Source organism: Ralstonia pickettii (genome assembly GCF_000607165.1).
Taxonomy (GTDB): Bacteria; Pseudomonadota; Gammaproteobacteria; order Burkholderiales; family Burkholderiaceae; genus Ralstonia; species Ralstonia holmesii.
The window spans coordinates 441,781-467,468 of the sequence record NZ_JFZG01000024.1 but is presented as its reverse complement, the minus strand read 5'-3'; the positions used below and the strand labels follow the sequence as shown (position 1 = coordinate 467,468).

Here is a 25,688-nt window from a genome sequence, read left to right as displayed (position 1 = left end):
TCTTTGTCTTGCAAAAGAAAAGTAAGCAAAAGAAAGGCGCGCCCGAGATGGCGACTTCCCCTTGAATTTGTGTGACCGTGCGGGGAAGGAGGCAAACTCGCTGCGCTCAAACAGGCCTCCTTCCTTTTTCCGCCCGCTCACAAAAATTCAAGGCGCCATCAAGGGCTCAACGTCAAAAGAGAACGGCCAACCCATCGCGCGGTTGGCCTTGTCGTTTGGGCTTGTGCCCAGATGGTGTGGCTTTTGTCTTTTGACTTTCCCTGCCCTAGATGGCGCCTTGAATTTCTGTTGCAGGGAGGAAAAAGGAAGGGAAACTGTCCGAGCGCAGCGAGTTTTTCCCTTCCCCTCCCTGCGACATAAATTCAAGGAATCTTTCGCCATCTCGGGCGCGCATTTCTTTGCTTACTTTCTTTGGGCAAGACCAAAGAAAGTGAGTCAGCCCCGGCAGGGGATGAAACAAGGGATGCACCACAAAAAACAAAACCCCAGCGAACCCCATCAACCGGGCCAAAACTCACTCAGCAACCCGCTTAGCAATATGCCCCAACGCCTCCTCCACCTGATCAATCAAAATCAGGCAGAGATCACCCGGCTGCAACCGCCCCAGCGCCGTGTCGATCGCCAGAAATTCACCACGGATTTCATCAACGCGGCTCGTGCGCGACGCACCCTGCAGCCCTTCACGCAGCAGCGCCAACACCTCGCCATCCTCACGCCCACGCTGGCACTGGTCTTCGTACAGCACAACGTCGTCAAACACGCCGCCCAGAATCTGCGTCTGGCGGCGGATATCCTCATCGCGGCGGTCGCCCGCCCCGCTGATCACCACCGAGCGGCGCTGGGCCGGCATGGTGGCCACGGCGTTGCATAGCGCCTGGATGGCGTCGGGATTGTGGCCGTAGTCGGCGATGAGCGTGGCGCCCTTGTAGTCGAATACATTGAAGCGGCCGGGCGCGGTGGCGGCGTCGTTCACAAAGGTGGCGAGGCCGCGGCGGATGATCGCCCAGTCGATGCCAAGCGCCCACGCAGCGGCAACCGACGACATCGCGTTTTCAACCTGGAAGCCGATGGTGCCGTTGCGCGTGAGCGGAATGTCGGCCAGTGCGATGCGCGTTTCGTTGGCGCCTTCGGTGGCCACAATCTCGGCGCCGTCGACAAACACCACCCGCTTGCCTTGTGCGCGGTGCAGGGCCATGGTCGGCAGGCTGGCATCGTGCGCGAAGAAGGTGACTGAACCCGGGCAGCCGTCAGCCATGCGCGCGACCATCGGGTCGGCGGCATTGAGCACCGCCATGCCGCGCGGTGCCACGTTCTGCACGATCACGCTCTTGAGCACGGCCAGGTCTTCCACCGTGCTGATGTAGTTCAGGCCCAGGTGGTCGCCCTCGCCCACGTTCGTCACGACTGCCACGTCGCAGTGGTCGAACGCGAGACCTTCGCGCAGCAGGCCGCCGCGCGCGGTCTCGAAGACGGCGGCGTCGACGTCCGGATGCAGCAGCACGTTACGCGCGCTGCGCGGGCCGCTGCAGTCGCCGGTGTCGATGCGCTGGCCCTGGATGTACACGCCGTCGGTGCCGGTCATGCCCATGCGCAGGCCGCTGGTGGCGAGCAGATGTGTGATCAGGCGCACCGTCGTCGTCTTGCCGTTGGTGCCGGACACCGCCACCACGGGGATACGGCCGTCGTCGCCGTCGGCAAACATCGTGGAGATGATCGCCTCGCCCACGGCGCGGCCCTTGCCGTACGACGGCTGCAGGTGCATGCGCAGGCCGGGCGCGGCGTTGACTTCCACAATGCCGCCGGCCTGGTCCTCGAACGGCTTGAGCATCGTTTCGCACACGGCGTCCACGCCGCAGATGTCGAGGCCGACCATCTGCGCTGCCGCCACGGCACGCGCCGCGATGGCGGGGTGCACGTCGTCGGTCACGTCGGTGGCGGTGCCGCCCGTGGAGAGGTTCGCGTTATTGCGCAACACCACGCGCGTGCCCTTGGGCGGCACGGCGTCGGCGCTCAGGCCCTGCTTGGCGAGCGTGGCCAGCGCAATGTCGTCAAAGCGGATTTTCGTGAGCGACGTGGCATGCCCTTCGCCGCGTCGCGGGTCGCGGTTTACCTCGTCGACCAGCTCACGCACAGTGTGCTTGCCGTCGCCGATGACTTGCGGCGGATCGCGGCGCGCAGCCGCCACCAGGTGCTTGCCCACCACCAGCAGACGGAAATCGTGGCCCGGAATGTAGCGCTCGACGATCACGTCCGACGAAATGTCGGCCGCCACTTCATAGGCGGTCATCACTTCTTCGCGCGTACGGATGCGCACGGCCACGCCCTTGCCCTGGTTGCCGTCGCGCGGCTTGACCACGACCGGGCCGTGGATTTCCTGCGCGGCTTCCCAGGCTTCCTCGGCGCTGCGCACCGAACGGCCCAGCGGCACCGGCACGCCGGCCGCGTGCAGCAGGGTCTTGGTCAGATCCTTGTCCTGGGCGATGGATTCCGCCACGGCGCTGGTCATATCGGTTTCGGCGGCCTGGATGCGGCGCTGCTTGCTGCCCCAGCCGAACTGCACCATCGAGCCCTGCGTGAGACGGCGGTACGGAATCCCGCGCGCCACGGCAGCGTAGACGATGGAACCGGTACTGGGCCCCAGGCGCACGTCTTCGTCCAACTCGCGCAGGCGGTGCAGCGCGTCGTCCAGATCGAACGGCTGGTCGTCGCGTGCGGCCAGGCAAAGTTGGCAGGCCAGCTCAAATGCCAGTCGGCCCACTTCCTCTTCGCTGTATTCGACGACGACCTGGTACGTGCCGGGTTCGAGCGTGGGCTCGGTATGGCTGAACGTCACCGGGCAACCGGCGGCGGCTTGCAGGCCCAGCGCGGCGGCTTCCAGCGCGTGCGCAATCGACGGTGCATCGGCTTCGTCATCCGGGCGCAAGGGGCCAATCGCCGGAAAGCGCGCGCGCAGGTGGTCTTCAAAGCCCGGCAGTTCGGCCAGCAGTTGGGATTGATCCGAGCAGGCCACGATGGCTTCGATGGCCGTATGGCGGCACCAGAGATTTGGGCCGCGCAAGGCCCGGATACGAGAGACTTCCATGCAATCAGCTTTCCGTTGTGCTTTGGGCGTTCTTTTGGATTCAGGCCCGATCGTCAGTTCTGGGATTCGGCGCGGCCCATCCACTGGTGTACCTGCTCGACGGTGCCCTCGATGGCGCACTCGTCGCATTGCAGGACCAGCAGGTCGCCTGCCGTGAGCTGCGAGAGCGCCGCATCCACGACATCCCGGCGCTTGGCCCCTTCGACGACGACTTCAGCCACGCGACCGCCTGCCTGCAACCCTTGCTTGAGCAGCGCGCGTGCTTGGCGATCGAACTCGGCATCGGTGCGCTTGACGCTGGCGTCTTCGCATAGCAGCACGCGATCGAACGTCTGGCCGATGACGGTGCCTTGCGCCACCAGGTCTTCGTCGCGGCGTTGCAGGCCGGCACCGAATACGAGCGTGCGGCGCTCGGCCGGGAAGTTGTCCAGCGCAGCGGCCAGGGCGTCCAGCGCCGAGGCGTTGTGCGCGTCATCTACCACGATGGTGGCGCCGTGGTGCTGGAACAGCGTGAAGCGGCCCGGCACATCCACCTGGCCCACATCGAAGGTGACGATACCGGCGCGCATCAGGTCGTTGGAAATGCCCAGCGCCCAGCCGGTGGCTACAGCGGCCAGCACGTTCTCAAGCTGGAACGGCACGCGGCCAGCGTAGGTCAGCGGAATGGCCGCCACATCGGCCAGAGCCAGTTCGGTCGAGCCGGTGGCGAGCACCACCTTGCCGTCACGCACGAACACGGCCCGTTTGCCAGCGGCGCGGTGCGCGGCAATCGCCTCCAGATCGCCCGACAACGCGAAGAAGATCACATCGCCGTCGCACAGGTCGGCCATTTCAACGAGGCGCGCATCGGCGGCATTGAGCACGCCCACGCCAGACTTCAGCACAACGTCAATCTGCGTGCGCAGAACGCTGTACATCCGGTCTTCGTCTTCGACGTAGAAGTCGCCCAGGTGATCGGGCTTGCCGAAGTTGGTGACCACGCCGACCTGGCAACGGTCATACGGCAATCCTTGCGAGAGGATCATGCCGCTGTCGCTCTCGAATACGGCGGCTTCCACCGCGCGATTCATCAGGATGCGGTGGCAGGCGTCCCACGCAGCGCGGTCGCCGTGACCGCCGCGATTGTTGCTCGCCTCGACTTGGCGGCGGTCCAGGAACAGGCCATCGCTGCAGCCCAGGCCCGTGTGCTTGCCCGAGAGCTGCAGCAACTGCGCAACCAGCTTCGCGACAACGGTCTTGCCGTTGGTACCCGTGATGCCGACGATGGGAATGCGGCCGTCGTCCTGCACGCCGTCCTTGTCGGAAAACAGGTGATCCACAATCGCGCGGCCCACAGGGCGTGGTTCGCCCTGGGCCGGCCGAATGTGCATCAGCAAACCCGGCCCGGCGTTGACTTCCACAATGGCGCCGCGCTGCTCATCGAGCGGGCGCGAGATGTCGTCGGCCACCAGGTCCACGCCGGCAATGTCGAGCCCGACCACCCGCGCCGCCAGCGATGCGTGCGCGGCCACGCTCGGGTGCACGCGATCGGTCACGTCAAAGGCGACGTTGCCATTGCGCTGGATCAGCACGCTGCGGCCAGCGGGCGGCACGGCGCTGCCGTCGGCATAGCCCTGGCGCTTGAGTTCGAGGAGTGCGGCAGAGTCCAGGCGCACGCAGTTCAGCGGGTGCTCTTCGGTGCTGCCGCGGCGCGGGTCGGAATTGATCTGCGATTCGATCAGTTCTTCGATGGTCGAGGTGCCATCGCCGATCACCGACGCGGTTTCGCCCATCGCCACCGCCGCCACACGGCCGCCCACGACCAGCAGGCGGTGTTCGTTACCGGAGACGAAGCGCTCAACAATCACGCCGTTGCCTTCCTCGATGGCCACGGCGTAAGCGGTTTCCACCTCTTCGCGCGTCATCAGGTTCGTGAACACGCCGCGGCCGTGGTTGCCGTCGTACGGCTTGACCACCACCGGCACGCCGATGTCTTCGGCCGCGTCCCAGGCGTCTTCAGCGTTGTCGACCATGCGGCCTTCGGGCACGGGCACGCCGCACGACTGCAGCAAGCTCTTGGTCAGGTCCTTGTCGCGCGAGATCGATTCAGCAATGGCGCTGGTGCGGTCGGTCTCGGCCGTCCAGATGCGGCGCTGGCGTGCGCCGTAGCCGAGCTGCACGAGGTTGCCGTCCGACAGGCGGATGGAGGGGATATTGCGGTCATCGGCTGCATCGACGATGCAAGCGGTGCTGGGGCCGAGGCAGTGCTCATCGACCAAGTCGCGCAGCGTTTCGACGGCCGCGTCCACGTCGAACGGGCGGTCTTCAATGGCCGCCATGACCAGATCACGGGCGGCCAGCAGGGCAGCGCGCGTCACGTCTTCATGCCAGGCACGCACGATCACCTTGTAGACGCCGCGCACCGGGGTCTCGCGCGCCTTGCCAAAGCCGCCGGGCATGCCGGCCAGGTTCTGCAGTTCCAGGGTGACGTGTTCCAGGATGTGGCCGGGCCAGGTGCCTTCCTTCAAGCGCATCAGGAAGCCACCGCGCACGCCGGGGCTGCAGCGGTGCTCGATCAGCGTCGGGAGCCATGTCGACAGGCGCTCGTAGAAGCCCGGAATCGTGTTGGAGGGAAAATCCTCCAGTTCACCAATGTCGACCCATGCCTCCAGCACTGGCCGATATGTCCACATATTCGGGCCGCGCAGCGACATGACATCGAGAATCTCAATGTCCTTCTTCTTCATTGAATTTGCTTGGAAAGCAGGGGGGGCGATGTACGCGTGAATTGGTCCGTGGAATCGAACCGTTACCTTTCAATAACGTTACAACGGCTTCGGCGTTGACGTCTTGAGCCCGAAGTGCGTTGTGCAGCGCACCAAACGCCTGGCTCGCGTGGCTATGTATACTTGCGAGCAAAATTTGCAGGCCGCAACACTTGCGACGCCGCACTCTTGCCTCGATTTATGTTCGTCCTTTTCCCGTTTTGGGCTGTTTTTTGGCCATTTGGACGCGCTTTTTGAATTCTTTGCGCCACTGATGACCCAGTCCTCCCCAACGTCCGCCCCCACCCTCGCCCGCGCTCAGGAACCCTGGAGTGTCGTGCTGGCCCCGAGCCTCGCTCCAGAAGAAACCGTCCTGGCCGGGCTGCAGCTGGATTTGGACGCAAGGTTGCATTTTACCCAAGGGTGGCTGGTTGTTACGAACCGGCGCCTGATCGGCCAAGCCCCTGGCGAAAAGGATTTGCAAAGCTGGGACATCGGCCCTGGCATGACGCTTGCCCACAGCGACCACGCCGGCGTTGGCACGCTGGAGCTGGCGGACGGCCAGCGCAGGCTGGCAAGCTGGCGCTACACGCTGGGCCACAACACCGACGCCCTGCGGCTGGCCGACGCCTTCGATGCGCAGCGCAACGCCCTGGCCACTGGCGCCCAAGCCGCACAGCCCGCCGCGGACATCTGCCCGACCTGCAAGGCGCCCCTCCCGCCCGGTGAAGACAACTGCCCGCAATGCAGCCGCGAACAGGAGCAGCCGCCTTCGACCTGGGCGCTGCTGCGCCTGTGGCGCTTCGCCCAGCCGTATCGGTGGGAATTGCTGGCCGGTTTCGCCCTGCTGCTGATCGGCACAGCCGCCACCCTGGTGCCGCCGTACCTGACGATGCCCTTGATGGACAAGGTGCTGATCCCCTATCAGAACGGGCAACCGGTCGATTACCACCTGGTCACGCTCTACCTTTCCGGCCTGTTTGGCGCCGCGCTGGTGGCCTGGGTGCTGGGCTGGGCGCGCACTTATCTGCTGGCGCGCGTGTCCGAGCGCATCAGTGCCGACCTGCGCACGACCACCTACGAGCACCTGCTCAAGCTGTCGCTCGAATACTTCGGCGGTAAGCGCACCGGCGACCTGATGGCGCGCATCGGCTCGGAAAGCGACCGGATCAGCGTGTTCCTGTCGTTGCACCTGCTCGATTTCGCGACCGACGTGCTGATGATTGCGATGACGGCCGTCATCCTGGTCTCGATCGACCCCTGGCTTGCGCTGGTCACGCTGGTGCCGCTGCCGTTCATCGCGTGGATGATCCACCTGGTGCGCGACCGCCTGCGCCATGGCTTCGAGAAGATCGACCGAATCTGGTCGGAGATCACCAACGTGCTGGCCGATACGATCCCCGGCATCCGCGTGGTCAAGGCCTTTGCCCAGGAAAAGCGCGAGGTGACACGCTTTGCCGAGGCCAACAAGCACAACCTGGCGATCAACGATCGCGTCAACGCTGTGTGGTCGCTGTTTACCCCGACCGTGACGCTGCTGACCGAAGTCGGCCTGCTGGTGGTATGGATTTTCGGGATCTGGCAGGTCAGCCATGACGCCATTACCGTCGGTGTGCTGGTGGCGTTCCTGACGTATATCAGCCGCTTCTACACGCGCCTGGATTCCATGAGCCGCATCGTGTCCGTCACGCAGAAGGCGGCGGCGGGCGCCAAGCGCATCTTCGACATTCTCGACCACGTGTCGAGCGTGCCGGAACCGGTCAAGCCTGTGCACATCGAGAAGGTGGACGGGGCAATCGAGTTGCGCGACCTGGGCTTCCGCTACGGCAACCGAGCGGTGATCCGCGGCTTGAACCTGTCGATCCAGCCGGGCGAGATGATCGGGCTGGTGGGGCATAGCGGCTCGGGCAAGAGCACGCTCGTGAACCTGATCTGCCGCTTCTACGATGTGTCGGAAGGCGCGATCCGCTTGGATGGCACTGATATCCGATCGCTGCCCGTCTCGGAATTCCGTCGCAACATCGGCCTGGTGCTGCAGGAGCCGTTCCTGTTCTTCGGCACGATCGCCGACAACATTGCCTACGGCAAACCCGGCGCCACGCGCGAAGAGATCATTGCCGCCGCGCGTGCCGCCCACGCCCACGAGTTCATCCTGCGCCTGCCGCACGGCTACGACTCGCTGGTGGGTGAACGCGGCCAGGCGCTGTCGGGCGGCGAACGCCAGCGTATTTCGATTGCGCGGGCGCTGCTCATCAACCCGCGCATCCTGATCATGGACGAGGCCACGTCTTCCGTGGATACGACCACCGAGAAGGAAATCCAGAAGGCCCTCGACAACCTCGTGCAGGGCCGCACAACCATTGCCATCGCGCACCGTTTGTCGACGCTGCGCAAGGCGGATCGCCTGGTCGTCATGGATCGCGGCCAGATCGTCGAAGTGGGCAACCACGATGAGCTGCTCGCGCGCGAAGGGGCGTACTACAAGCTTTATCAGGCGCAGGCCCGCAATGTCGATGCCGACACCGATCTGACCAGCGACGGCGAGCGCGTGGACGCCGCCGCGCCGGCTTACGCGCAGTGATCCCCTATTTGAAATGACTGCGATGCAAACGCCCGATTTCACCCTAAGCCGCAATGGCTTCGGCAAGCTTGTGATGACCCTGGCCGACGGCACCATGCATGAAGGCGTGGTGCCCGTGCGCGCGTTTCCGATCTCCGCCGCCGGCGAGGGCTTGAGCCTGATGAGCACCGACGGCCGCGAGCTGGCGTGGATCACGCAGCCCGATGCCCTACCCGCGCCAATGCGCGCACTGATCGAAGCTGAACTCGGTGCGCGTGAATTCATGCCCGAAATCCGCAAGATCGTCGGCGTATCGACCTACGCCACGCCCAGCACGTGGACGGTGCAGACCGACCGCGGCCAGACCGACCTCGTGCTGCGCGGCGAAGAAGACATCCGGCGCCTGACCGGCACCACGCTGCTCATTTCCGACAGCCACGGCATCCACTACCTGATCCGCGACCTGCTTGCGCTGGACAAGCACAGCCGCAAGATCCTCGACCGGTTCCTTTAAGCCCGCGCAGCCACGCAACCGCGCAGCCGTCGTTACCAGAGCGACGGCTGCACGGCCGCCATGACCTGGTCGAGCAGGTTTTCGGCCTGTTTCCAGGTTGCACGCTGGTTGTAGTCGCCCGCCGTGGTGACGATCACCATGTCGAGCCCGGGCACGATCCACAGGCGCTGGCCACCGTTGCCGATGCCGCCGATCCACGCGTGTTCGGTGCCGCCGGCCACCACCTTGCCGAGCCACCACTGATAGCCGTACTGCAGGCCCATGCCGGTGTCGATGTGCGGGCGCGTTGATTCGGCAATCCACGCGGCTGGCACGACTTGCCGCCCATTCCATTGGCCGTGCTGCAGCACGAGCTGACCGATGCGCGCCAGGTCTCGGGGGCGCAGGCGCACGCCGGCAAACGCCAGGGGGCGGCCACGGTAGTCGTCTACCCATTCCCAATCGGTGATGCCCAGCGGTTCGAACAGTTGCGTGCGCGCGTACTCCGGCAACGACATGCCGACGCGCTCTGCCAACAGCAGCGCCAGTACCGCCGTGTTGCCGCCGTTGTAGTTGAACTGCGTGCCAGCCGGCGCCGCCATCGGGCGGTCGAACACGTAGTGCGCCTGAGAGGTGTGCCAGAACAGTCCGAACTCGTCGTTGTTGAACAGGCTCGTCGCACGCCATTCGTTCCAGGCAAGGCCGCTGGACATCGACAGCATCTGCGAGAGCGTAATCGCCTCACGGCCGTCGCGATTCAGGTCGGCCAGCCCCGGAAACAGCGACAACGCCGGTGTTTCGAGCGGCGGCATCTTCCCCTGCCCTTGCGCAATGCCCCACAGCAGGCTTGTCACCGATTTGCTGACCGAGCGGATGTCGTGAAGTGTGCTGGCGTCGAACGTGCGCGTGGTGCGGAACAGATCCTTCACACGCTCATCCTTGCCGGCGTGATAGACCTCCGCCACCAGATGGCCATGACGCACCACGAGCAGGCTGTGGAAGTTGATATCGGCTTCGGCAAAATTGCGCAGGACGGCGCAAAGGCGGCCGGCTTCGAAACCGGCTGCGGCAGGGTCGGCTTCGGTCTGCCAGCCATCATTCAACTGGGCGGGCGACTCGCAGGGTGCCGCCCGGGCGCCGCATGCCGCGCAAACCAATGCCAAAGCGATGCCGATGCTGCGCAGTCGTAGCGTCATCCCAGCCCCCGTTGATGTGTCACCAAGTATCGTAACCGGCACTTGCAGGTGCAAACCCGCTGCGATGAACTGTCGATTTGGGCGTCCGAACGGCAGCGGATCGGCCATCCGGGGGAGCTTCCAGCCCGCGCCGGAACCTGGGCCCGCGTTACCATGTCGGACCCTTCTTATTCATCAGTCACATCACAGGCACCTATGGTCACACGTCGAACCCTTCTTGCCTCCGCATCCGTTACCGCCACGCTGGCGGCACTCGGCATCACGCCCGAGGCGCTGGCCGCAAATCGCGTCAAGCTGGGCGATGCCGCGCCGTTTTCTTTCGATGCGCTGATCGAACGCGCCCGCACAATGGCCGCCAAGCCGTACACGCCGCCCGCCACGGCGCCGGCCGACATCCTGGCCAAGATCGACTACGAAGCGCACGGCAAGATCAAGTTCGACACCGCCCACGCGCTCTTTGCTGACGGTCCGGGCCAATTTCCGGTGACGTTCTTCCACCTGGGCACGTTCTTCCGCGCGCCGGTACGCATGCATGTGGTGGAAAAAGCCGCCGCACGCGAGATCGTCTACGACGAGTCGTACTTCGACATGCCCGCCGACAGCCCGGCGCGCAAGCTGCCGCGCGGCAGCGGCTTTTCCGGCTTCCGCTTTCAGGAAAGCCGTCTGGGCGATCAGAAAAAACTCGACTGGAAAAAGAACGATTGGGTTGCCTTCCTGGGCGCATCGTACTTCCGCGCCATCGGTGAGCTGTATCAGTACGGGCTCTCCGCACGCGGGATCGCGCTCGACGTTGCGCAGGCCGGCAAGCCGGAAGAATTCCCCAATTTCACGCACGTGTGGTTCGACACGCCGGCAGACAACCGCGCAGATTCCGTGACGATCTACACGCTGCTCGACGGGCCGAGCATCACGGGTGCATACCGCTTCGTCATGCACCGCACGAAGGGCGTAGTGATGGACATCGATACGGCCATCTTCCTGCGCAAGGACGTGGACCGTTTCGGCATCGCGCCTGCCACGTCGATGTACTGGTTCTCGGAAACCGCCAAGGGCACCGCCACCGACTGGCGCCCCGAAGTGCACGACTCCGACGGCCTGGCGCTCTGGACCGGCACAGGCGAGCGTATCTGGCGCCCGCTGAACGATCCGCCGCGCACGATGGCGTCTGCCTTTGGCGACAACAACCCGCGCGGCTTCGGCCTGCTGCAGCGCGATCGCGATTTCAACAACTACCAGGACGGCGTGCACTACGAGCGTCGCCCGAGTTTGTGGGTCGAGCCGCTGGAGGGCTGGGGCGAAGGCGCCGTGCAGCTCATCGAGATCCCGACCGACGACGAGATCCACGACAACATCGTCGCCATGTGGGTGCCGAAGGCACCGGCACGCGCGGGCAGCCAGTATCGGCTGCGCTATCGCCTGCACTGGCTGGCCGATGAGCCGTATCCGACGCAACTGGCGCGCTGCGTGGCCACGCGCATGGGCAACGGCGGCCAGCCGGGCCAGCCGCGCCCGCACGGCGTGCGCAAGTTCATGGTCGAGTTCAAGGGCGGCCCGCTGGAGAAGCTGCCCTTCGGCACCAAGCCGGAGGCTGTGCTCAGCACCTCACGCGGCACGTTCTCGTACGTGTTTACCGAAGCCGTGCCGAACGGCGTGCCGGGCCACTGGCGTGCGCAATTCGATCTGACGGTCGATGGGAAGGAACCGGTGGACATGCGATTGTTTTTGCGTGTGGATGGCAAGCCGCTGTCTGAGACTTGGCTTTACCAATACCACCCGTTCCAATCGCCGGTGGGGCCGGTGGCGTCGTAAACGCCATCGCGGCGGCCAGCAAACAAAGGCGGGAGATTCCCGCCTTTTTTCATTACTGGTAGGCGAGTGTCACCACCGCAAGCGCTGATTCCACTCCCGGCGCGCGCGACAAGGTCAGCGTGCCGTTGTTTGCGGTCAGCAAGTTGGCCTTGAAGCCTGCGTACTTGAGCAGAACCTCGGCGTTGCTGCGCACATCACCCACCCGCAGAGGCCGGAGCGATGACGCCGCGCGTGCCTCCACCGACACATCAAGCGGCACCACGCGCACCGCAGACGAGCGAAAGTCCAACACCACCTGGTCGCCGGACGACGACGGGCTCGCCTTCAAGAGGTTCTCCGCACCGGTGCGCTGGGGCGCAGCCTGCACGTGGAACCCAGCCTCGACGATGGTGCCGCTGAAATGGATCACGCCGCTCTGGCTGCCGCCCGCCAGCGCACCACCTGCTCCGACGGCCGCTGCCACGGCGACGGCCATTGCCTTGTAGACCTTGAACATGAGGGCCCCCGATGTGTTGCATCCGTCCGTTTCCGTACGGGCCGGCGCAATAGTTTTTAACGATTTGCATCGTCCTCGGGATCGATCTCATTGTGGATTGCTGGCATCCCTGATTGCGAATCAGACGGCGGAGCCTGCAGACGCAACTCTTACGGCGCCGGCCACACCTCCAGCGCCTGCATCAACTGCTTGCCCAACGGAATACGCTTGGCCATGTCGCCCTCACGCGGCATGTCGATGTTCAGTGCGAAGGCATAGACGCGCCCGGCACGTTCCACCCAGCCGACCCACCAGCCGATCTCCGGCTGATACTCCGTCGCAACGCCCGTCTTGGCATACAGCGCGGCGTCGCCCTGCTGCTCGATCAACAGCATGCGGTGGACCAAGTCCCAGGTGCGCGGCTTCACCGGCAACTGCTTGAGCGCCATGCGGCTGGTGAAGCGCGCTTCTTCGAATGCGGAAATCTCCAGCGGGCCGCGTAGCCAGAATTGATCGATCACACTGCCGAGTTGCCGGTTGCCGTAGTCGAACGCATCGACGTAGGCTTGCATGCGTTCAAAGCCCACGCGGCGCGCCACCTCCTGGTAGATCGGCACGGCCGACAGGCGGATCGCCTCGGGCAACGCCATGTCGTGCTCCCACTGCTTGTAAGGCTGCGGCTTGCCGCCGTAAGGCAGCACCTCTTGATCGTCGCGCACGGCTCCGGTGTCGAAGGCGATCAGGCTGTTCGGAATCTTGAACGTGGATGCCGGGTGGATGCGCCGCGCGGCCCGCGCCGGGTCAACGACGTACGTGCGATCAGCGCTGATGTCCATCAGCACAAAGGTGCCGGAGACGCCGGCGGCGTCGAACACGCGCTTGAGGTCATTGCGCACGACCAGCTCGGCATGGGCAGTGGCGGTGCTCATGGCAACGGTGCAGGCCGTGAGGGCAAGCGCGAAGATCTTCGACCAGCGAGAGAACATGGAAAGCTCCTTGAATTGAGTGGATTGCTGCCGGCAACCATCAACGCGCAGATGAGCCGGCGCTGCGCATCGTAGGGAGCGCGCCGTGCCGCCGCCAGCGTGCAGGACACGCCGCACGTCACGCGCGTAACGCCTGTAACAAGGGGCTTGGCGCACAATGGCGCCACGTTTCGTTTCGCCTCGCCTGATTGCCTGCATGACGCCGCCTGCCCTGCCCGCCCTCCATGTCGAGCTGACCACCCCGCAAACCGTGGATGGCCGGCGCGCGCCGTTCCAGAGCCTGTGGTTGCTGGTGCGGCTGGCATACGCGCATCGTCTGTCGCCGGAGCAACCGCTGGTGCGCCTGGCCGACCTGCGCGGCGCCGTGTCGGACGCCAGCACGCAGCGCATGATGATCAGCCGCGCGTTTCGCGACTGGCAGAACTGGGGCGTGCAAGCTGGCTGGGGTGAACAGCGCGACCGCGAGCCGCGCTTCCTCAACGCAGATAAGCGCAGCCAAGGGCCCTTCTGGCTCACACCCGAAGACGCGGCACGCGTGGTCTGCGTGGTTGAAGGACGGATTGCCGATGACGCCGATGTGCGCGCCTTCCTCGGGATTGCCGCCCCAGATGGCAGCACGGACAACAGCACCGATACCAACGCCAGCGCGCTGTCCGGCCCGGCGCCTGGCACGCCCAACCCCGCGTTCTGGCACGCCTTTCTGACCGCGCGCCACGCCATGCGCGAAGGCCGCCTGTTGCATGCACTGGGCGCCAGCACAAGCGCGTCCGATACCGAGCGCGGCGGTGCCCTGCTCGCGCTGCGCCACGCCAGTGACGCCGCCGACAACGACTTCCAGCGCGCCCTCGTCACTCTGGGCGAGGCGATGGCCGCTCGCCGCCTGGGCGATTCCACACGCGCCAGCGCCCTGCTCTCGCAACTGCGCGCGCACCGCCGGCAACGCCACGTGCTCGGCAACGATTACCTCGCCGCCATGGAGCGCATCGTCACCGCATGGTGTGCGTATGACCGCCGCGACCTCGACCTCGCCGCCGGCCTGCTTGCACGCCTGGCCGATGCCGAGTCCGGCCGCAGCCTGCTGCGCTACCACCCGCAGATCCGCTTCGAGTGGAACAACCTCAACGCCCTCATCGAGCGTGCCCGCCTGCTCTATGCCGACTCAGACGGCACTGCTTTGGACGTACGCGCCCAGGCCGCACAGCGCATCGTCGCGCAATTCGAAACCGCGCTGGCTGCCGCATTGGAGAGCCAGGCGTCGGACGCTGTGCAGCAGGTTGCCGCCAATCTCGGCATGACTTGCTGGCTGCTGCGCGATGTGCTCGGCGACTCAACGCATGCCGACGGCACGGTCGACGCCGTCCGTTGGCTGGCCATGAGCGAATGGCAGGCGCTGCGTAACGGTGGGCCGCTGCAATCGGCGTGGAACGCCATCGCGCTGATGCGGATAGCACGCGCCGACACGCGCCGCGCGGCGCTCACGTTGACCGACATCCGCACGCAGGCCGGCCCATTTGCCGAAGCCTTTGACGCGCGCTACTGGCCGCAGCGTTGGACCGACGTGGCCGCACTGCGCCTGCGCGAACACGACAGCGGCCGGCATCGCTACGGCCACGTGCAAGTGAGCGGGTTACTGCTGGAGCTGGCATGGTTTGCCCACGCCGACGGCGATCACATCACCGCTCGCACGACGATGGACCGCCTCTCGCAAACCATGCAGGACCTGGCGCCGCACGATCGCGCGTACTTCGTCCAGGCGCTGAAGCAGCTTACGCACACGGCAGAAGCGGCGCCTTAGCGCCAGACTTTAAGCAGCACTGACACTGCTTCTTTCGCGCGACAACCCTCAAGCCACCAGCGGCATGAGCAACATCCGCGCAGCCAGTTCCTGTCGGAAGCCTTCCAACGCCCGCACGGCGGAATCGGCACCGCGCGCAGTGTTCTGCAAGCGGATGCCTTCCACCTGATGGATGCCCACCGTGGCAAACACATAACGCAGATACGGCATCAGAAAATCGGTCTGCGCGTGGGCGCCATCAAAGTTGCCGCCGGAGGCAGACACCACCAGCACCGAACGATCGGTCAGCATGCCCACTTTGCCCGTCGGCGTGCGCCGGAACGTGCGTTCGGGCCGCACCACCAAGTCGATCCACGCCTTCAACGCCGAAGGCACTGTGTAGTTGTGCACCGGCGTGGAGATCAGCACGGCATCCGCCGCTTCCAGTTCGCCGATCAGCGTTTCCGACAACGCAAGCGCTGCGCGGTGCGCTGCAGTGCGGTCGGCATCGGGCATGAGGCTGGCCTCGACAAAGCCGGCGTCGGGATGCGGCAGCGGTGTCGCCGCCAGGTCGCGCTCGATGATGCGCAGGCCACCGACGGCTTCGGCCAATTGTGCAATCACCAATTTCGCGCCACGCCGGCTGTGCGAGCGATCGTCGCGCGGGCTCACGGTCACGTGCAGCAGTGTCGTCATCGGGACGCTCCACGTTGCGTGTTCATGCCAAAGCGCAAGGCACCTGCGAGCAGCCCGTTGCGATAGTAGAAGCGATGGCCGAGCACGTTGGACAGCGGCGTGTCGAGCACGAGCCGTGCACAGCCCAGGCGCTCGGCTTCAACCTTGAGGTGGTCCATCAGCACGTTGCCGAGGCCGCTGCTGCGCAGGTTGGTATCGGTCACCAGATCGTCGACATACAGGAACGAACCGTAGACGAGATTCTCCTGCTGCCGATAACCTGCCAGCGCAACTGGCACGCCATCGCGCCAGACGGCGATGAGGCGATAGCCGTCTTCCACCTGCCGGCGCCAGCGCGCGGCCAGCTCGTCGGCGTCGGCAAGATGCGGCCGCAGTTGGTGCATGACGGGAAAGCACGCACGCAACGCGGCTTCGTCTTCGATGGGGCGGATCGTGTCCATGGTCATGCTTCCTCTGCGGCCACGGCGGCGGGCACCTGCGGCGCAAAGCGCATCGCAACGGCAATACGGTTCCACGCCTGGATGTTAGCGACGGCGGCCGTGAGGAACGCGACTTCCGTCCTGGAGAAATGCTCAAGCACGGCGTCGTATTCGCCATCTTCCACGCCGTGGTCGGAGGCGCGGGCCAGCGTGGTCAGCGCTTCCGTCCACGCCAGCGCGGCACGCTCGCGCGGCGTAAACACCGCCGGCGTGTCGCGCCAGACCGCCACCAGATCGAGCTTGGCCGGCACCACGCGCAGCTTGCGCGCCAGGTTCAGATGGAATTGCACACAGAACGCGCAGCCGTTGATTTGCGAAGCGCGCAGCTTGACGAGTTCGGTCAGCGGCTTTTCCAGCCCTGAGGCATCGACTGCCTTGCCGAGCGCCTGCAACGCCGGCGCCACACCGACGACGGTATCGACAAATTCCGAGTAATCCATGCGAGGGGAGAGATCTTCCATGTCTGGCTCCTGTTGAGGGGTCCGGGTGGGAGGAGTGGTAATATCAGTGCTCGAACATCATATTCGAACTCTGACATCATGAGCAAGCGCACCCCTGCCGCCGGCAAGGAAAACGACACGCCACGCAACTCGCCCGCCATCCCCGAGCCCGGACAGGGCAAGCGCGGTGAAGAAGGCTATCTCGGCTACCTGTTGCGCCAGGCCAGCGCCGCCCACCGGCTACGCATGGAGCGCGCCATGGCCGATGTAGGCGTCACCCTCCCGCAATTCCTAGTGCTCACGATGCTCCGCGCCTACCCCGGCATCTCGAACGCCGACCTCGCCCGGCTGACCATGCTGACGCCCCAGACGGTGAGCGTGATCGTTACCAACCTGGAGCGCAGCGGCGCTATCACGCGCCGGCCCCACGCCGTGCACGGCCGTATCCAGCACATCGACGTCACACCGGAAGGATCGGCCCTGCTTGCCGCGTGCCGAGAACGCTCGGGCGGCATCGAGCAGGACTTGCTGGAAGGGTTCTCGCCCAAGGAAGAAGAGGTCGTGCGGCGTTGGCTTGTACACGTCGCCAAACTCAGTAGCGACAAACCAGCTCCGTAATCCTCACGTCGTTTTTTCTCGACTGTCCTTGACTTCTGGATCGCCGCCACTATCATGCGATGTATCTTAAGATATATCTGATGATGCTCTTCAGGAGAATGGCAATGCGCGGATGGTTTGGACATCACCACAAAATGTGGATTCAAAAACACTTCATGATGGGTCGCCATGGCCATGGCGGACACGGTTTCGGGCGAGGCATGGGCGGCTTTGGCGGCCCCGGGGGCTACGGCGAAGGCGATGACGAAGGCGGCAGCCCGTGGCGCGGCCGCCGGCTCAGCTCGGCCGACCTGCAGCTCGTGCTGCTGGCGATGCTCAAGGGCACGCCCCGCCACGGCTATGAATTGATCAAGGCAGTGGAAGAGCATTCGCTCGGCTTCTACACGCCAAGCCCGGGCATGGTGTACCCGGCGCTGTCGTATCTGGAAGACCACGGTTTTGCTTCCGTCACGGTCGAAGGCAACAAGAAGCGCTACGGCATCACGCCCGACGGCGAAACATGGCTGGCCGAACGCCAGCACAGCGCCGATGCCATCCTCGCGCAACTGCGCGCCATGGGCGAGCGTATGAAGCGCATGAACGAAGCCATGGCGTTCGACCGCGAAACCGACAACGCCGCCGAATGGACGGACACAGGGCACGACCCGTTACGCACGGCGCGCTGGCGCCTGAAGTTCGCTCTCATGGAAAAACGCTTCGCCTCGCGCGAAGAACAGCAGCGCGTGGCAGACATCCTGCTACGCGCTTTGAAGGAAATTACCGGCGAGCGGTAAGCAGCAAGCAGCAGCCGTTCAGCCGCCCGGGGGACGTTTCGTCGTCCGGGCCACCGCCTCGGTCCCCGGGTCACAGCCTCGGGCCACTTCGCAGCCATCTATGTTTGCCTTCAATCGCACACAAGGTCTCATGTCGCAGCTGCTCAGTTCTGTCAAACCCGCCACACGCCGCATGCGTGTGCGCGCCATCCATACGCTGTCCCCGCGCATGCGCCGCGTCGTGTTTACCGGCGTAGCCGCTGCGGATCTCGCCGATCTGGCGGGTGCTGCACCGGGCGCAGCCATCAAGCTGATGTTTCCGCACGATGCCGCAGGCACCGGGCGCACGCTGGGGCGCGCTTACACCATCCGCCGCTATCACGCGGCGCGCGATGAACTCGAAATCGATTTTGTCGTGCACGACGAAACGCCCGCCGCGCAGCACGGCCCTGCCGCACGCTGGCTCGAACACGCCGCCCCCGGCGATGAAGTGGAATTTGCCGGCCCCAAGCGCGGCTTCCGTGCCGACCCTGCTGCACCGTGGACGCTGCTCATCGGCGATGAAACTGCGTTGCCCGCCATCTTCGCGATTCTGGAAACCTTACCCGCGCACGCGCAGGTGCTGACCTATATCGCCATTGGCGACGCCCGCGCCAGACTGCCCCTGGAAGGCGCCTTGGCCGGGCACCCGCGCAGCCGCAGCATCCATTGGGTGGAGAGCGATACGGCGCACGCCGGTGCCATGATGGTCGGCGCACTCAGTGCCCAATCCATGCCGACCGGCACGCCACAGGTGTTCCTGGCCGGCGAGGCGTCCTTGCTCAAGCAGGTCCGCACGCTGCTCGAAGGCGCCTGGGCGGTGCCCCGCGACGCCATCGACGCCAAGGGCTACTGGACGGCCGGGCTCTCGCGCGAAGAACGCAAGGCGGCCGAGGCGCGTTGATCTTCGCGTCGCCTCAGGTGGCAACTTCTGCACCGGGCGTGGCACCCCGCACCCAATCGCGCAGCAGGCGCTGCCCGTAAAGCAGCGCCGCGTCCATCGCTTCGCGCGGCGAGCCAAACGTGCATCCGGGCCGCACCGGTTGCGAGCCAGACAACGATTGCCCTTCCGCGCCGCGGAACACCACCTCGACACGCGCCTCCCAACCCCGCCCGCCGGCGGGAACCACACGCGGGACGATCTCGACGTCTCCACAGATCTTGTGCACCTCGTTCCTCCGTCTGCAGCGCCTGAACGGCGCATTGCCAGCGACGTAGCAACGGCCATGCCCATCTATGCAGGGCCTTGTGATTTGATCGAGATCAACTGCCGGCGCCCACATCACCTTTAGCCCGTCGCCGGTGTGCCGATGCAAAGGAGGACAGCGCGTCTCTCGCGCCCTTCCTTCCGTCCATCTGCGCCCACGAAGCGCGGCACAACCATGCGCAAGAATCTGCCGGTCACCCAAGCCGAAACCGCCCTCAACCCGACGGACTACCTCATCTCCCGCACCGATCTCAAAGGCCGCATCGTCTTCGCCAACCCGGCGTTCGTGCGCATCAGCGGCTATTTGCTGGAGGAGCTGGTGGGTGCGCCGCATAACCTCGTGCGCCACCCAGACATGCCCGAAGCCGCCTTCGCCGACCTGTGGGCCACGCTGCAAGCCGGCAAGCCGTGGCGCGGCTTCGTCAAGAACCGGCGCAAGGACGGCGGCTTCTACTGGGTGCTGGCCAACGTGACGCCGGTGTTTCAGAACAATGCGGTGGTCGGCTATACGTCCGTGCGTTCGATGGCCACGCCTGCGCAAATCGCGCGCGCGCAACGCGCCTATACCGCCATCAACGAAGGCGACACGTCGTACACCGTGCGCGCAGGCCGCATTCTGCGCACCGGCTGGCGGCGCGCAGTGAATCTGTTCCAGCGCGACAGCCTGCGCTTCAAGGTGATCGGCCTGCAAACGCTGATTGCGTCGGCCATCCTGATCGGTACGCTGTGGGCGCATATCGCGCTGGAAGCCGCCGATCTGCATGGCGCAGCGTGGCTCGTTTTCAGCCGCGACTGGCTATGGCTCACCGGCGTGGGTTGCGCCGGACTGGCGACGATGTCAGGTGTGTTGCTTGCGCGCACGCTCATCCGCCCGCTGGAAGAAGCCGCCATGCTGGCCACGCGCCTGGCAGCCGGCGATCTGACCACCGTGGTTGAAGCCCGCTCCAGCGACGAGTTGGGCGAAGTCATGCGCGCCATGGCCACCATGCGCGCGAGTCTGTCGTCCATCGTGCGCGACATCCAGGACGGTGCCGCCAGCGTCGCACACAGCACGCTGCAGATTTCGGCCGGCAACCATGACCTCTCTGCCCGCACCGAGCAGCAAGCCGCCGCGCTGGAAGAAACCGCATCGAGCATGGAAGAGCTGACGTCGATGGTCGCGCAGAATGCCGACCACGCCCGTGCGGCCAGCGCCCTTGCCGAGGAGGCCTCCACGATCGCGGCCGACGGCGGCCAGGTCGTGCAGCGCGTCGTACACACCATGGACGCCATCCGGGCCGACAGCCAGCGTGTAACCGAGATCATTGCCACCATCGAGAGCATCGCGTTCCAGACCAACATCCTTGCGCTCAACGCGGCGGTGGAAGCTGCCCGCGCGGGCGAAGAAGGCCGCGGCTTTGCGGTTGTGGCGGGCGAGGTGCGCAGCCTCGCGCAACGCAGCGCCCAGGCTGCAGCGCAGAGCAAGGAGATCATCCGCGCATCCGATCAATCCGTGCGCGACGGCGTGGATCTGGTTCACAAGGCCGGGGCGACCATGACGCAGATCGTGCAATCCGTGCAGACCGTCACGCAGCTCATGTCGGAAATCTCGGCCAGCTCGCGCGAGCAGAGTAGCGGCATTGCGCAGATCAACGCGTCGGTTTCGCAGCTCGATGGGGTGACGCAGCAGAACGCCACGCTGGTGGAAGAAGCTGCGGCGGCCACGTCGGTGCTGGCGCGCCAATCGGAAGATCTGAAGCACGCCATCGCGGTGTTCCGCGCGTAGCGCCGCCGCGGGTGCGGGGCCTTACAGCGTGAAGCGCGTGTCGCGTTCCAGGAGTGCCGTCACCGCCTCGGGCAACAGCGGCTCGCTGAAGTAATAACCCTGCAGCACGTCGCATTGGTGTGACGTCAGGAAGGCAGACTGCGCGGCATCTTCCACGCCTTCCGCGCACACCTTTACGCCCAGGTTGTGCGCGAGCACCACGACCGTCGTGCAGATGGCGGCATCGTTGGAATCGCGGTCGATGTCCTTGACGAACGCGCGGTCGATCTTGATGAGGTCGATCGGTAAGCGCTTCAAATAGGCCAAGCTCGAATAGCCCGTGCCGAAGTCGTCGATGGCAATGCGCACGCCAAGCTGGCGAATGGCCGTGAGGTCTTCGATGGTGCGCTCGGTGCCCTCCATCAGCATCGACTCCGTCACTTCCAGTTCAAGGAAGCCCGAGCCGAGGCCGTATTGGCGCTGGAGCTTGAGCAGTGTCGGCAGCACGGTGCCGCGCTTGAACTGCAACGGCGACACGTTCACTGCCAGCGTCAGGTCATCGGCCAGGCCGCGTTTGTGCCACTCGGCGCGCTGCTGCGCAGCCTCGGTCAAGACCCAGTTGCCGATCTCGACAATCAGCCCGCTCTCTTCGGCCACCGGAATGAACGCCGCCGGCGGCAGCAACCCCCGCGTCGGATGAATCCAGCGGATCAACGCTTCCAGCCCGCACACGCGGCCCGTCTTGGTGTCGATCTGCGGCTGATACAGCAAGCGGAACTGGCCCTGCTCGAGTGCCGCCCGAATCTGGTGTTCCAGGTTCAGCCGGTACGACACGCCGATATCCATCTCGGGCGCGAAGAACTCCAGGCGGTTACGGCCGTTCTGCTTGGCGTAATACATCGCCATCTCGGCATGGCGGATGAGGCTATCGGCGTCTGCGCCGTGCGCCGGGTATTCGGCCACGCCAATACTTGCGGTCACGAACACCTCGTGCCCTTCCACGCGCACCGGCTCGGCAAACAGGTCGAAGCCGAAATCGACACCGCGCGAACCCGCGTGCGAGATCACCAGTGCAAACACGTCGCCGCCAAAACGCGCCACGGTGTCTACCGTATCGGCGGCATCGCGCAGGCGCTCGGCCACACGGCGCAGCACCTCGTCGCCCAGCAGGTGGCCAAGGCTGTCGTTGACGACCTTGAAACGGTCAATGTTGACCAGCGCCACATAGAAGCGGCTTCGCTGGCGCGCGGCCATCTCCACCGACTGCTGCACGCGATCGGCCAGCAGCGTGCGGTTGGGCAGGCCCGTGAGCGAATCGATGGTGGCGTGCTGCGCCAGGCGCGTGCGCGTCATCTCTTGCTCCGTCACGTCGTCCTGAATGCCGACGTAATGCGTGACCGCACCTTTGGCATCGCGCACCGGCGAGAGCAGGAAGTTGTTCAGGAACGCGTGGCCGTCCTTGCGGAAATTACGCAGCAGCACGCGGATCTCGCTCTCGTCACGCAGGGCGGCACGCACTTCGTTGAGCGCAGGCTGCCCCGGCTCGGACGAGTGCAGGAAGCGTGCATTGCGGCCCAGCACTTCTTCTGCGCGATAGCCCGTCATGCGCTCGAAGCCCGGGTTCACGTACACGATCGGAAGGTCGGGCTGCTGCGCGTCGGCCACGGTAATGCCGGACGGCACCGATTCGACCACGCGGCGCAGCAGCCGCAGTTGCTCGTCGGAATCGCGCCGCTCGGTGATGTCCTGCATGGTGCCGAACAGGGCGACCACCTCATCGCGATCATTGCGCTCGATGTTGCCGCGCGAGAGCACCCAGCGGTGCTCGCCGTCGCGGCGGATCATCTCCAGGTCCAGCGAGTACGGTTCGCCTTCAGTCACGGCGCGGCTGGCGGCTTCACGCAGGCGGTTATAGCTGTCGGCGGTAAAGAACTGCGCCTGCTGCGCAAAGGCCGGGGGCATGCCCAGCGGCATGCCAGTCAACACATACATGCCCGACGACCACGTGGTCGAGTCGCGCAGCACGTCCCAGCGCCAACTGCCCAGAAGCGCAATCTGCTCCGCCACGCGCAGGTTCGCTTCGCTGCTGCGCAGTTCCTGCTCAATGGCCGAGCGCTGCGAGATGTCGGTCACCCCGCCGACCATGCGCACGGCGCGGCCAGCCTGGTCTCGATACAGGCTCGCACGAATTTCCACCGTGCGCGTGGCGCGGTTGGCATCGATCACGCGGCAGACGTGCTGCCAGCTGTCGCGGTCTGAATTCAGCACGGCGCGCAGCTCGTGACCGAAGGCATCGACGTCGTCCGGGTGTACGAACTGGTGGAAGGTCAGCGTGCGCGAGGTACCTCCACCTGTGCCGTCGTCGTCGCCCCGGCTCAGCAGCGCGTCGCTGCCAAGCAGCCGATGCAGGCTGGCGTTGGCCCAGGACTCGCCCGTGGCGATATCCCAGTCGAAGATCCAGTCATTGGTGGCACGCGCCACGCGCTGGAAGCGTTCGGTCAGGCGGTGGACGGTGGCGTCGTGGCGCTGGATGGAGGCACGCATTTCGTTGAAGGTGCGCTCAAGCAGCGAGAGTTCATCGCGCGAGGTGCCGTGCTCGGGCACGCGGGCAGAAAAATCACCCGTTGCGTAGTGGCGTGCCGCATCCACGAGCGCATCGATGCGTGGCATGACCATCCGCCGCAGCGCCATCTGGATCAGCGCCAGCAGCATCACGACCATCAGCAGGATGGCGCCGCCGCCGGCCAGTGTCACGTCGCGCTGCTGGCGAACGATGTCGGTTGCGTCCACGCCGCGCACGATGCGCAAATGCCCCCCGGCCGCATGCGGCACCACCATGGCGGCGTAGGCACGGCGCACGCCGTCGGTGTCGTCCACCAGCAGGGGTTCGCCCGGCTGTTGGGCCGCGGCAGCCACCAGCGGCCCGCGCATGATGGCCGGCACCTCGGCAGCCGCCAGGGCACCGTGGTTCGACAACACGTTGCCCTCGGCATCCACCAGATAGACGGGCGCTTCCGGCATGCCATCAACGGCCGCCGCAATCAGCGCACTCTGCCGCACCGCCGCGTACGCCACGCCGCGGATGGCGCCGTCGCTGCCTGCCATCGGCCGCGCCGAAATCAAGACGGCTTGGCTGGAGGCGCGTCCGGTCACGAACGTCGACAGAGACGGCCGGCCCGTCGCCATGATCTCGTTGATATACGGTCGGTCAGACAGATCGATGCCAAGCTTCGCCGTGTCGGGTGTGCATACCAGCTTGCGACGCGCATCGATGATGCCGAGGTTCGCGAGTTCGCTCTGGTTATGGAAGACGCGGTTGACGAAACTGCTGCACTCTTTCTGCTCCATGCGCAGCGCCGAATCGTCGGCCAGCAGCACCGACAGGAGCATGTTGGCGTTGGACAGCACCATGCCGACGCGCGCAGCGGCGGCCTCGGTTTCGTGGGTCAGGTGCTGTGCGAGGTGATCATTGAGCCGGTCACGGTAAAGCGCCACACCGGCAATCGCCACGACGATGGCCGGCAAGGCGGCCACCGCAGCCAGGGCAAGCAAGCGGCCGCGCAGCGTGGTGGGAAAGAAAGCGTGCTTCGGCACTTGAATGACCGGTAGAGCCTATATGGAGAGCGAATGCACTCTGCGGTTGCACGATGCGCGGCTCAAGGACCATCCCTCCGGCGCACGATGCAGTTGCGGCATCGTGCCGGCTGACGGCTGACGCAGTGCGCGAGCATTTTGCTTGCAATTCCTATCGCACGCAACTTGTGGATAGTCTGTAGGTGACCCGGCCGCAAATCGGCGTGGCAGGCGGCACGAAGCGTCATAACCGTGCGTGCGATGTGGCGCCCGGAGCACCGTTGCCGCTACCCTGGATCGGAGGCGTTGCGAGCCCGCTGTCATCGCGTCGGCAGTCTTTGGCGCAGATCGCCCAACTGGGCAGATGCCAATAGAAAAAGCCACCGGATAGCGGTATCCGGTGGCTTCAAGAATACGCTTTGAACGGGGAAGTTCAGCGCAGTTGAAGGATAGGCAATGGTCCCCGTTCAGGCCAATACCCAGGATAGGGTAATTTAGGAAAAACCCTGCATGGGCAGCGGTTTTGGCCAGCGCACCCGTTGCGCGTGTGCCTTCTGCGCAACGCCCGACTCCGTAACAACCCGTCCTCCGAAATATCCATCCTGGCGACCGGGTGCCGCAGCCCGTGACGCGGGTTGTTGCGTTATAATGAAAACGATTCGCATTTAGCCTCATTGCATTTACCACGTTACGTTAGCGATCACGCACGATGCGCCTTTCCGAGCTTTCCCGCCGGGCGACGGCGGTGGTGGATCACGTTGAAGACCGTGAATCCGCCGATCCCATCAGTCAACGCCTGCGCGAACTCGGGTTCGTGACGGGCGAAGAGGTCCGCGTGGTGGCCGTCGGCCCGTTCGGCGGCGATCCGCTCGTCGTGCAGGTCGGCTTTACCCGCTTTGCGCTACGTCGTCAGGAGGCCGCCCGCGTGCGTGTGCGCGCCGAATCCGCCACGCAGCCCGCCGCCGCCATTGCCGCCCCCGAAACCGCGCCACCCGCAAAGGTGCGCGAGGCGGCATAGCCC

Annotated in this window: 19 protein-coding genes; 9 read left to right on the top strand and 10 right to left on the bottom strand. The window is 65.3% G+C overall.

The window, feature by feature from the left end; translation table 11 throughout:
* Positions 1-514: 514 nt before the first annotated feature.
* Both cphA (BG83_RS0119635) and cphA (BG83_RS0119630) read right to left on the bottom strand, forming a co-directional pair.
* Positions 515-3,082 carry a cyanophycin synthetase gene (gene cphA, locus BG83_RS0119635; RefSeq protein WP_024978306.1) on the bottom strand — a complete coding sequence of 856 codons (2,568 nt, stop codon included), beginning with the start codon at positions 3,080-3,082 and terminating at the stop codon, positions 515-517.
* 53 nt (positions 3,083-3,135) lie between these two features.
* Positions 3,136-5,808: a cyanophycin synthetase gene (gene cphA / locus BG83_RS0119630; protein WP_024978305.1), complete on the bottom strand. Its 2,673-nt coding sequence runs from the start codon at positions 5,806-5,808 to the stop codon at positions 3,136-3,138.
* 292 nt (positions 5,809-6,100) lie between these two features.
* On the opposite strand from cphA (BG83_RS0119630), the gene BG83_RS0119625 reads away from it, so the two are divergent.
* The gene (locus BG83_RS0119625) at positions 6,101-8,407 is read left to right on the top strand and encodes an ABC transporter ATP-binding protein (protein WP_024978304.1); all 2,307 of its coding nucleotides are present in this window, start codon (positions 6,101-6,103) and stop codon (positions 8,405-8,407) included.
* 22 nt (positions 8,408-8,429) lie between these two features.
* Complete coding sequence (locus tag BG83_RS0119620; protein ID WP_024978303.1) at positions 8,430-8,900, top strand: DUF1854 domain-containing protein; 471 nt, start codon at positions 8,430-8,432, stop codon at positions 8,898-8,900.
* Between the two features lie 32 nt (positions 8,901-8,932).
* On the opposite strand, the gene BG83_RS0119615 is transcribed toward BG83_RS0119620, so the two are convergent.
* The gene (locus BG83_RS0119615; RefSeq protein WP_024978302.1) at positions 8,933-10,075 is read right to left on the bottom strand and encodes a serine hydrolase domain-containing protein; all 1,143 of its coding nucleotides are present in this window, start codon (positions 10,073-10,075) and stop codon (positions 8,933-8,935) included.
* 195 nt (positions 10,076-10,270) lie between these two features.
* Between BG83_RS0119615 and BG83_RS0119610 the strand changes: the two genes are divergently transcribed.
* The gene (locus BG83_RS0119610; RefSeq protein ID WP_024978301.1) at positions 10,271-11,884 is read left to right on the top strand and encodes a glucan biosynthesis protein; all 1,614 of its coding nucleotides are present in this window, start codon (positions 10,271-10,273) and stop codon (positions 11,882-11,884) included.
* A 52-nt stretch (positions 11,885-11,936) separates the two neighbouring features.
* Here BG83_RS0119610 and BG83_RS0119605 read toward each other — a convergent pair whose 3' ends face one another.
* Both BG83_RS0119605 and blaOXA read right to left on the bottom strand, forming a co-directional pair.
* Positions 11,937-12,380, bottom strand: a complete 444-nt coding sequence (locus tag BG83_RS0119605; protein WP_024978300.1) for a hypothetical protein — start codon at positions 12,378-12,380, stop codon at positions 11,937-11,939.
* Positions 12,381-12,529: 149 nt separating this feature from the next.
* Positions 12,530-13,345 carry an OXA-60 family carbapenem-hydrolyzing class D beta-lactamase gene (gene blaOXA / locus BG83_RS0119600; RefSeq protein WP_024978299.1) on the bottom strand — a complete coding sequence of 272 codons (816 nt, stop codon included), beginning with the start codon at positions 13,343-13,345 and terminating at the stop codon, positions 12,530-12,532.
* 196 nt (positions 13,346-13,541) lie between these two features.
* On the opposite strand from blaOXA, the gene BG83_RS0119595 reads away from it, so the two are divergent.
* Positions 13,542-15,140 (top strand): hypothetical protein, encoded by a 1,599-nt coding sequence (locus tag BG83_RS0119595; RefSeq protein ID WP_024978298.1) that lies wholly within the window; start codon positions 13,542-13,544, stop codon positions 15,138-15,140.
* Positions 15,141-15,188: 48 nt separating this feature from the next.
* Here BG83_RS0119595 and BG83_RS0119590 read toward each other — a convergent pair whose 3' ends face one another.
* The 3 genes from BG83_RS0119590 to BG83_RS0119580 are packed head-to-tail and all read right to left on the bottom strand — an operon-like array spanning position 15,189 to position 16,755.
* A complete protein-coding gene (locus BG83_RS0119590; protein WP_024978297.1) occupies positions 15,189-15,815 on the bottom strand; it encodes an FMN-dependent NADH-azoreductase in 627 nt (208 codons plus the stop codon).
* Positions 15,812-16,261, bottom strand: coding sequence for a GNAT family N-acetyltransferase (locus tag BG83_RS0119585; protein WP_024978296.1), 450 nt, complete (start codon positions 16,259-16,261; stop codon positions 15,812-15,814). The genes BG83_RS0119590 and BG83_RS0119585 overlap by 4 nt, the downstream gene beginning before the upstream one ends.
* Positions 16,258-16,755 (bottom strand): carboxymuconolactone decarboxylase family protein, encoded by a 498-nt coding sequence (locus tag BG83_RS0119580; RefSeq protein WP_024978295.1) that lies wholly within the window; start codon positions 16,753-16,755, stop codon positions 16,258-16,260. Before BG83_RS0119580 ends, BG83_RS0119585 begins: the two co-directional genes overlap by 4 nt.
* A 78-nt stretch (positions 16,756-16,833) precedes the next feature.
* Between BG83_RS0119580 and BG83_RS0119575 the strand changes: the two genes are divergently transcribed.
* The 3 genes from BG83_RS0119575 (at position 16,834) to BG83_RS0119565 (ending at position 19,047) form a co-directional block, all read left to right on the top strand.
* Positions 16,834-17,352 carry a MarR family winged helix-turn-helix transcriptional regulator gene (locus tag BG83_RS0119575; protein ID WP_024978294.1) on the top strand — a complete coding sequence of 173 codons (519 nt, stop codon included), beginning with the start codon at positions 16,834-16,836 and terminating at the stop codon, positions 17,350-17,352.
* A 104-nt stretch (positions 17,353-17,456) separates the two neighbouring features.
* Positions 17,457-18,125, top strand: a complete 669-nt coding sequence (locus BG83_RS0119570; RefSeq protein ID WP_024978293.1) for a PadR family transcriptional regulator — start codon at positions 17,457-17,459, stop codon at positions 18,123-18,125.
* Between the two features lie 100 nt (positions 18,126-18,225).
* Positions 18,226-19,047 (top strand): siderophore-interacting protein, encoded by an 822-nt coding sequence (locus BG83_RS0119565; RefSeq protein ID WP_024978292.1) that lies wholly within the window; start codon positions 18,226-18,228, stop codon positions 19,045-19,047.
* Between the two features lie 13 nt (positions 19,048-19,060).
* Here the strand turns inward: BG83_RS0119565 and BG83_RS0119560 are convergent, their stop codons facing one another.
* Positions 19,061-19,312 carry a hypothetical protein gene (locus BG83_RS0119560; protein WP_024978291.1) on the bottom strand — a complete coding sequence of 84 codons (252 nt, stop codon included), beginning with the start codon at positions 19,310-19,312 and terminating at the stop codon, positions 19,061-19,063.
* A gap of 213 nt (positions 19,313-19,525) precedes the next feature.
* Here BG83_RS0119560 and BG83_RS0119555 point away from each other — a divergent pair, with 213 nt between their 5' ends.
* A complete protein-coding gene (locus BG83_RS0119555) occupies positions 19,526-21,115 on the top strand; it encodes a PAS domain-containing methyl-accepting chemotaxis protein (RefSeq protein ID WP_024978290.1) in 1,590 nt (529 codons plus the stop codon).
* A 21-nt stretch (positions 21,116-21,136) separates the two neighbouring features.
* Here the strand turns inward: BG83_RS0119555 and BG83_RS0119550 are convergent, their stop codons facing one another.
* Positions 21,137-24,688 (bottom strand): EAL domain-containing protein, encoded by a 3,552-nt coding sequence (locus tag BG83_RS0119550; protein ID WP_024978289.1) that lies wholly within the window; start codon positions 24,686-24,688, stop codon positions 21,137-21,139.
* Positions 24,689-25,376: 688 nt separating this feature from the next.
* Here BG83_RS0119550 and BG83_RS0119545 point away from each other — a divergent pair.
* Positions 25,377-25,685, top strand: coding sequence for a FeoA family protein (locus tag BG83_RS0119545; protein ID WP_024978288.1), 309 nt, complete (start codon positions 25,377-25,379; stop codon positions 25,683-25,685).
* The last annotated feature ends 3 nt before the right edge of the window (positions 25,686-25,688 follow it).

Excerpts from the sequence above, each read along its gene's own strand:
- BG83_RS0119605 (WP_024978300.1), bottom strand. The coding sequence starts at position 12,380 with ATGTTCAAGGTCTACAAGGCAATGGCCGTCGCCGTGGCAGCGGCCGTC.
- BG83_RS0119565 (WP_024978292.1), top strand. The coding sequence starts at position 18,226 with ATGTTTGCCTTCAATCGCACACAAGGTCTCATGTCGCAGCTGCTCAGT.
- BG83_RS0119545 (WP_024978288.1), top strand. The coding sequence starts at position 25,377 with ATGCGCCTTTCCGAGCTTTCCCGCCGGGCGACGGCGGTGGTGGATCAC.
- blaOXA (WP_024978299.1), bottom strand. The coding sequence starts at position 13,345 with ATGTTCTCTCGCTGGTCGAAGATCTTCGCGCTTGCCCTCACGGCCTGC.
- BG83_RS0119570 (WP_024978293.1), top strand. The coding sequence starts at position 17,457 with ATGCGCGGATGGTTTGGACATCACCACAAAATGTGGATTCAAAAACAC.
- BG83_RS0119595 (WP_024978298.1), top strand. The coding sequence starts at position 13,542 with ATGACGCCGCCTGCCCTGCCCGCCCTCCATGTCGAGCTGACCACCCCG.
- BG83_RS0119575 (WP_024978294.1), top strand. The coding sequence starts at position 16,834 with ATGAGCAAGCGCACCCCTGCCGCCGGCAAGGAAAACGACACGCCACGC.
- BG83_RS0119610 (WP_024978301.1), top strand. The coding sequence starts at position 10,271 with ATGGTCACACGTCGAACCCTTCTTGCCTCCGCATCCGTTACCGCCACG.
- BG83_RS0119555 (WP_024978290.1), top strand. The coding sequence starts at position 19,526 with ATGCGCAAGAATCTGCCGGTCACCCAAGCCGAAACCGCCCTCAACCCG.
- BG83_RS0119625 (WP_024978304.1), top strand. The coding sequence starts at position 6,101 with ATGACCCAGTCCTCCCCAACGTCCGCCCCCACCCTCGCCCGCGCTCAG.
- BG83_RS0119585 (WP_024978296.1), bottom strand. The coding sequence starts at position 16,261 with ATGACCATGGACACGATCCGCCCCATCGAAGACGAAGCCGCGTTGCGT.
- BG83_RS0119615 (WP_024978302.1), bottom strand. The coding sequence starts at position 10,075 with ATGACGCTACGACTGCGCAGCATCGGCATCGCTTTGGCATTGGTTTGC.
- BG83_RS0119590 (WP_024978297.1), bottom strand. The coding sequence starts at position 15,815 with ATGACGACACTGCTGCACGTGACCGTGAGCCCGCGCGACGATCGCTCG.
- cphA (WP_024978306.1), bottom strand. The coding sequence starts at position 3,082 with ATGGAAGTCTCTCGTATCCGGGCCTTGCGCGGCCCAAATCTCTGGTGC.
- BG83_RS0119580 (WP_024978295.1), bottom strand. The coding sequence starts at position 16,755 with ATGGAAGATCTCTCCCCTCGCATGGATTACTCGGAATTTGTCGATACC.
- cphA (WP_024978305.1), bottom strand. The coding sequence starts at position 5,808 with ATGAAGAAGAAGGACATTGAGATTCTCGATGTCATGTCGCTGCGCGGC.
- BG83_RS0119620 (WP_024978303.1), top strand. The coding sequence starts at position 8,430 with ATGCAAACGCCCGATTTCACCCTAAGCCGCAATGGCTTCGGCAAGCTT.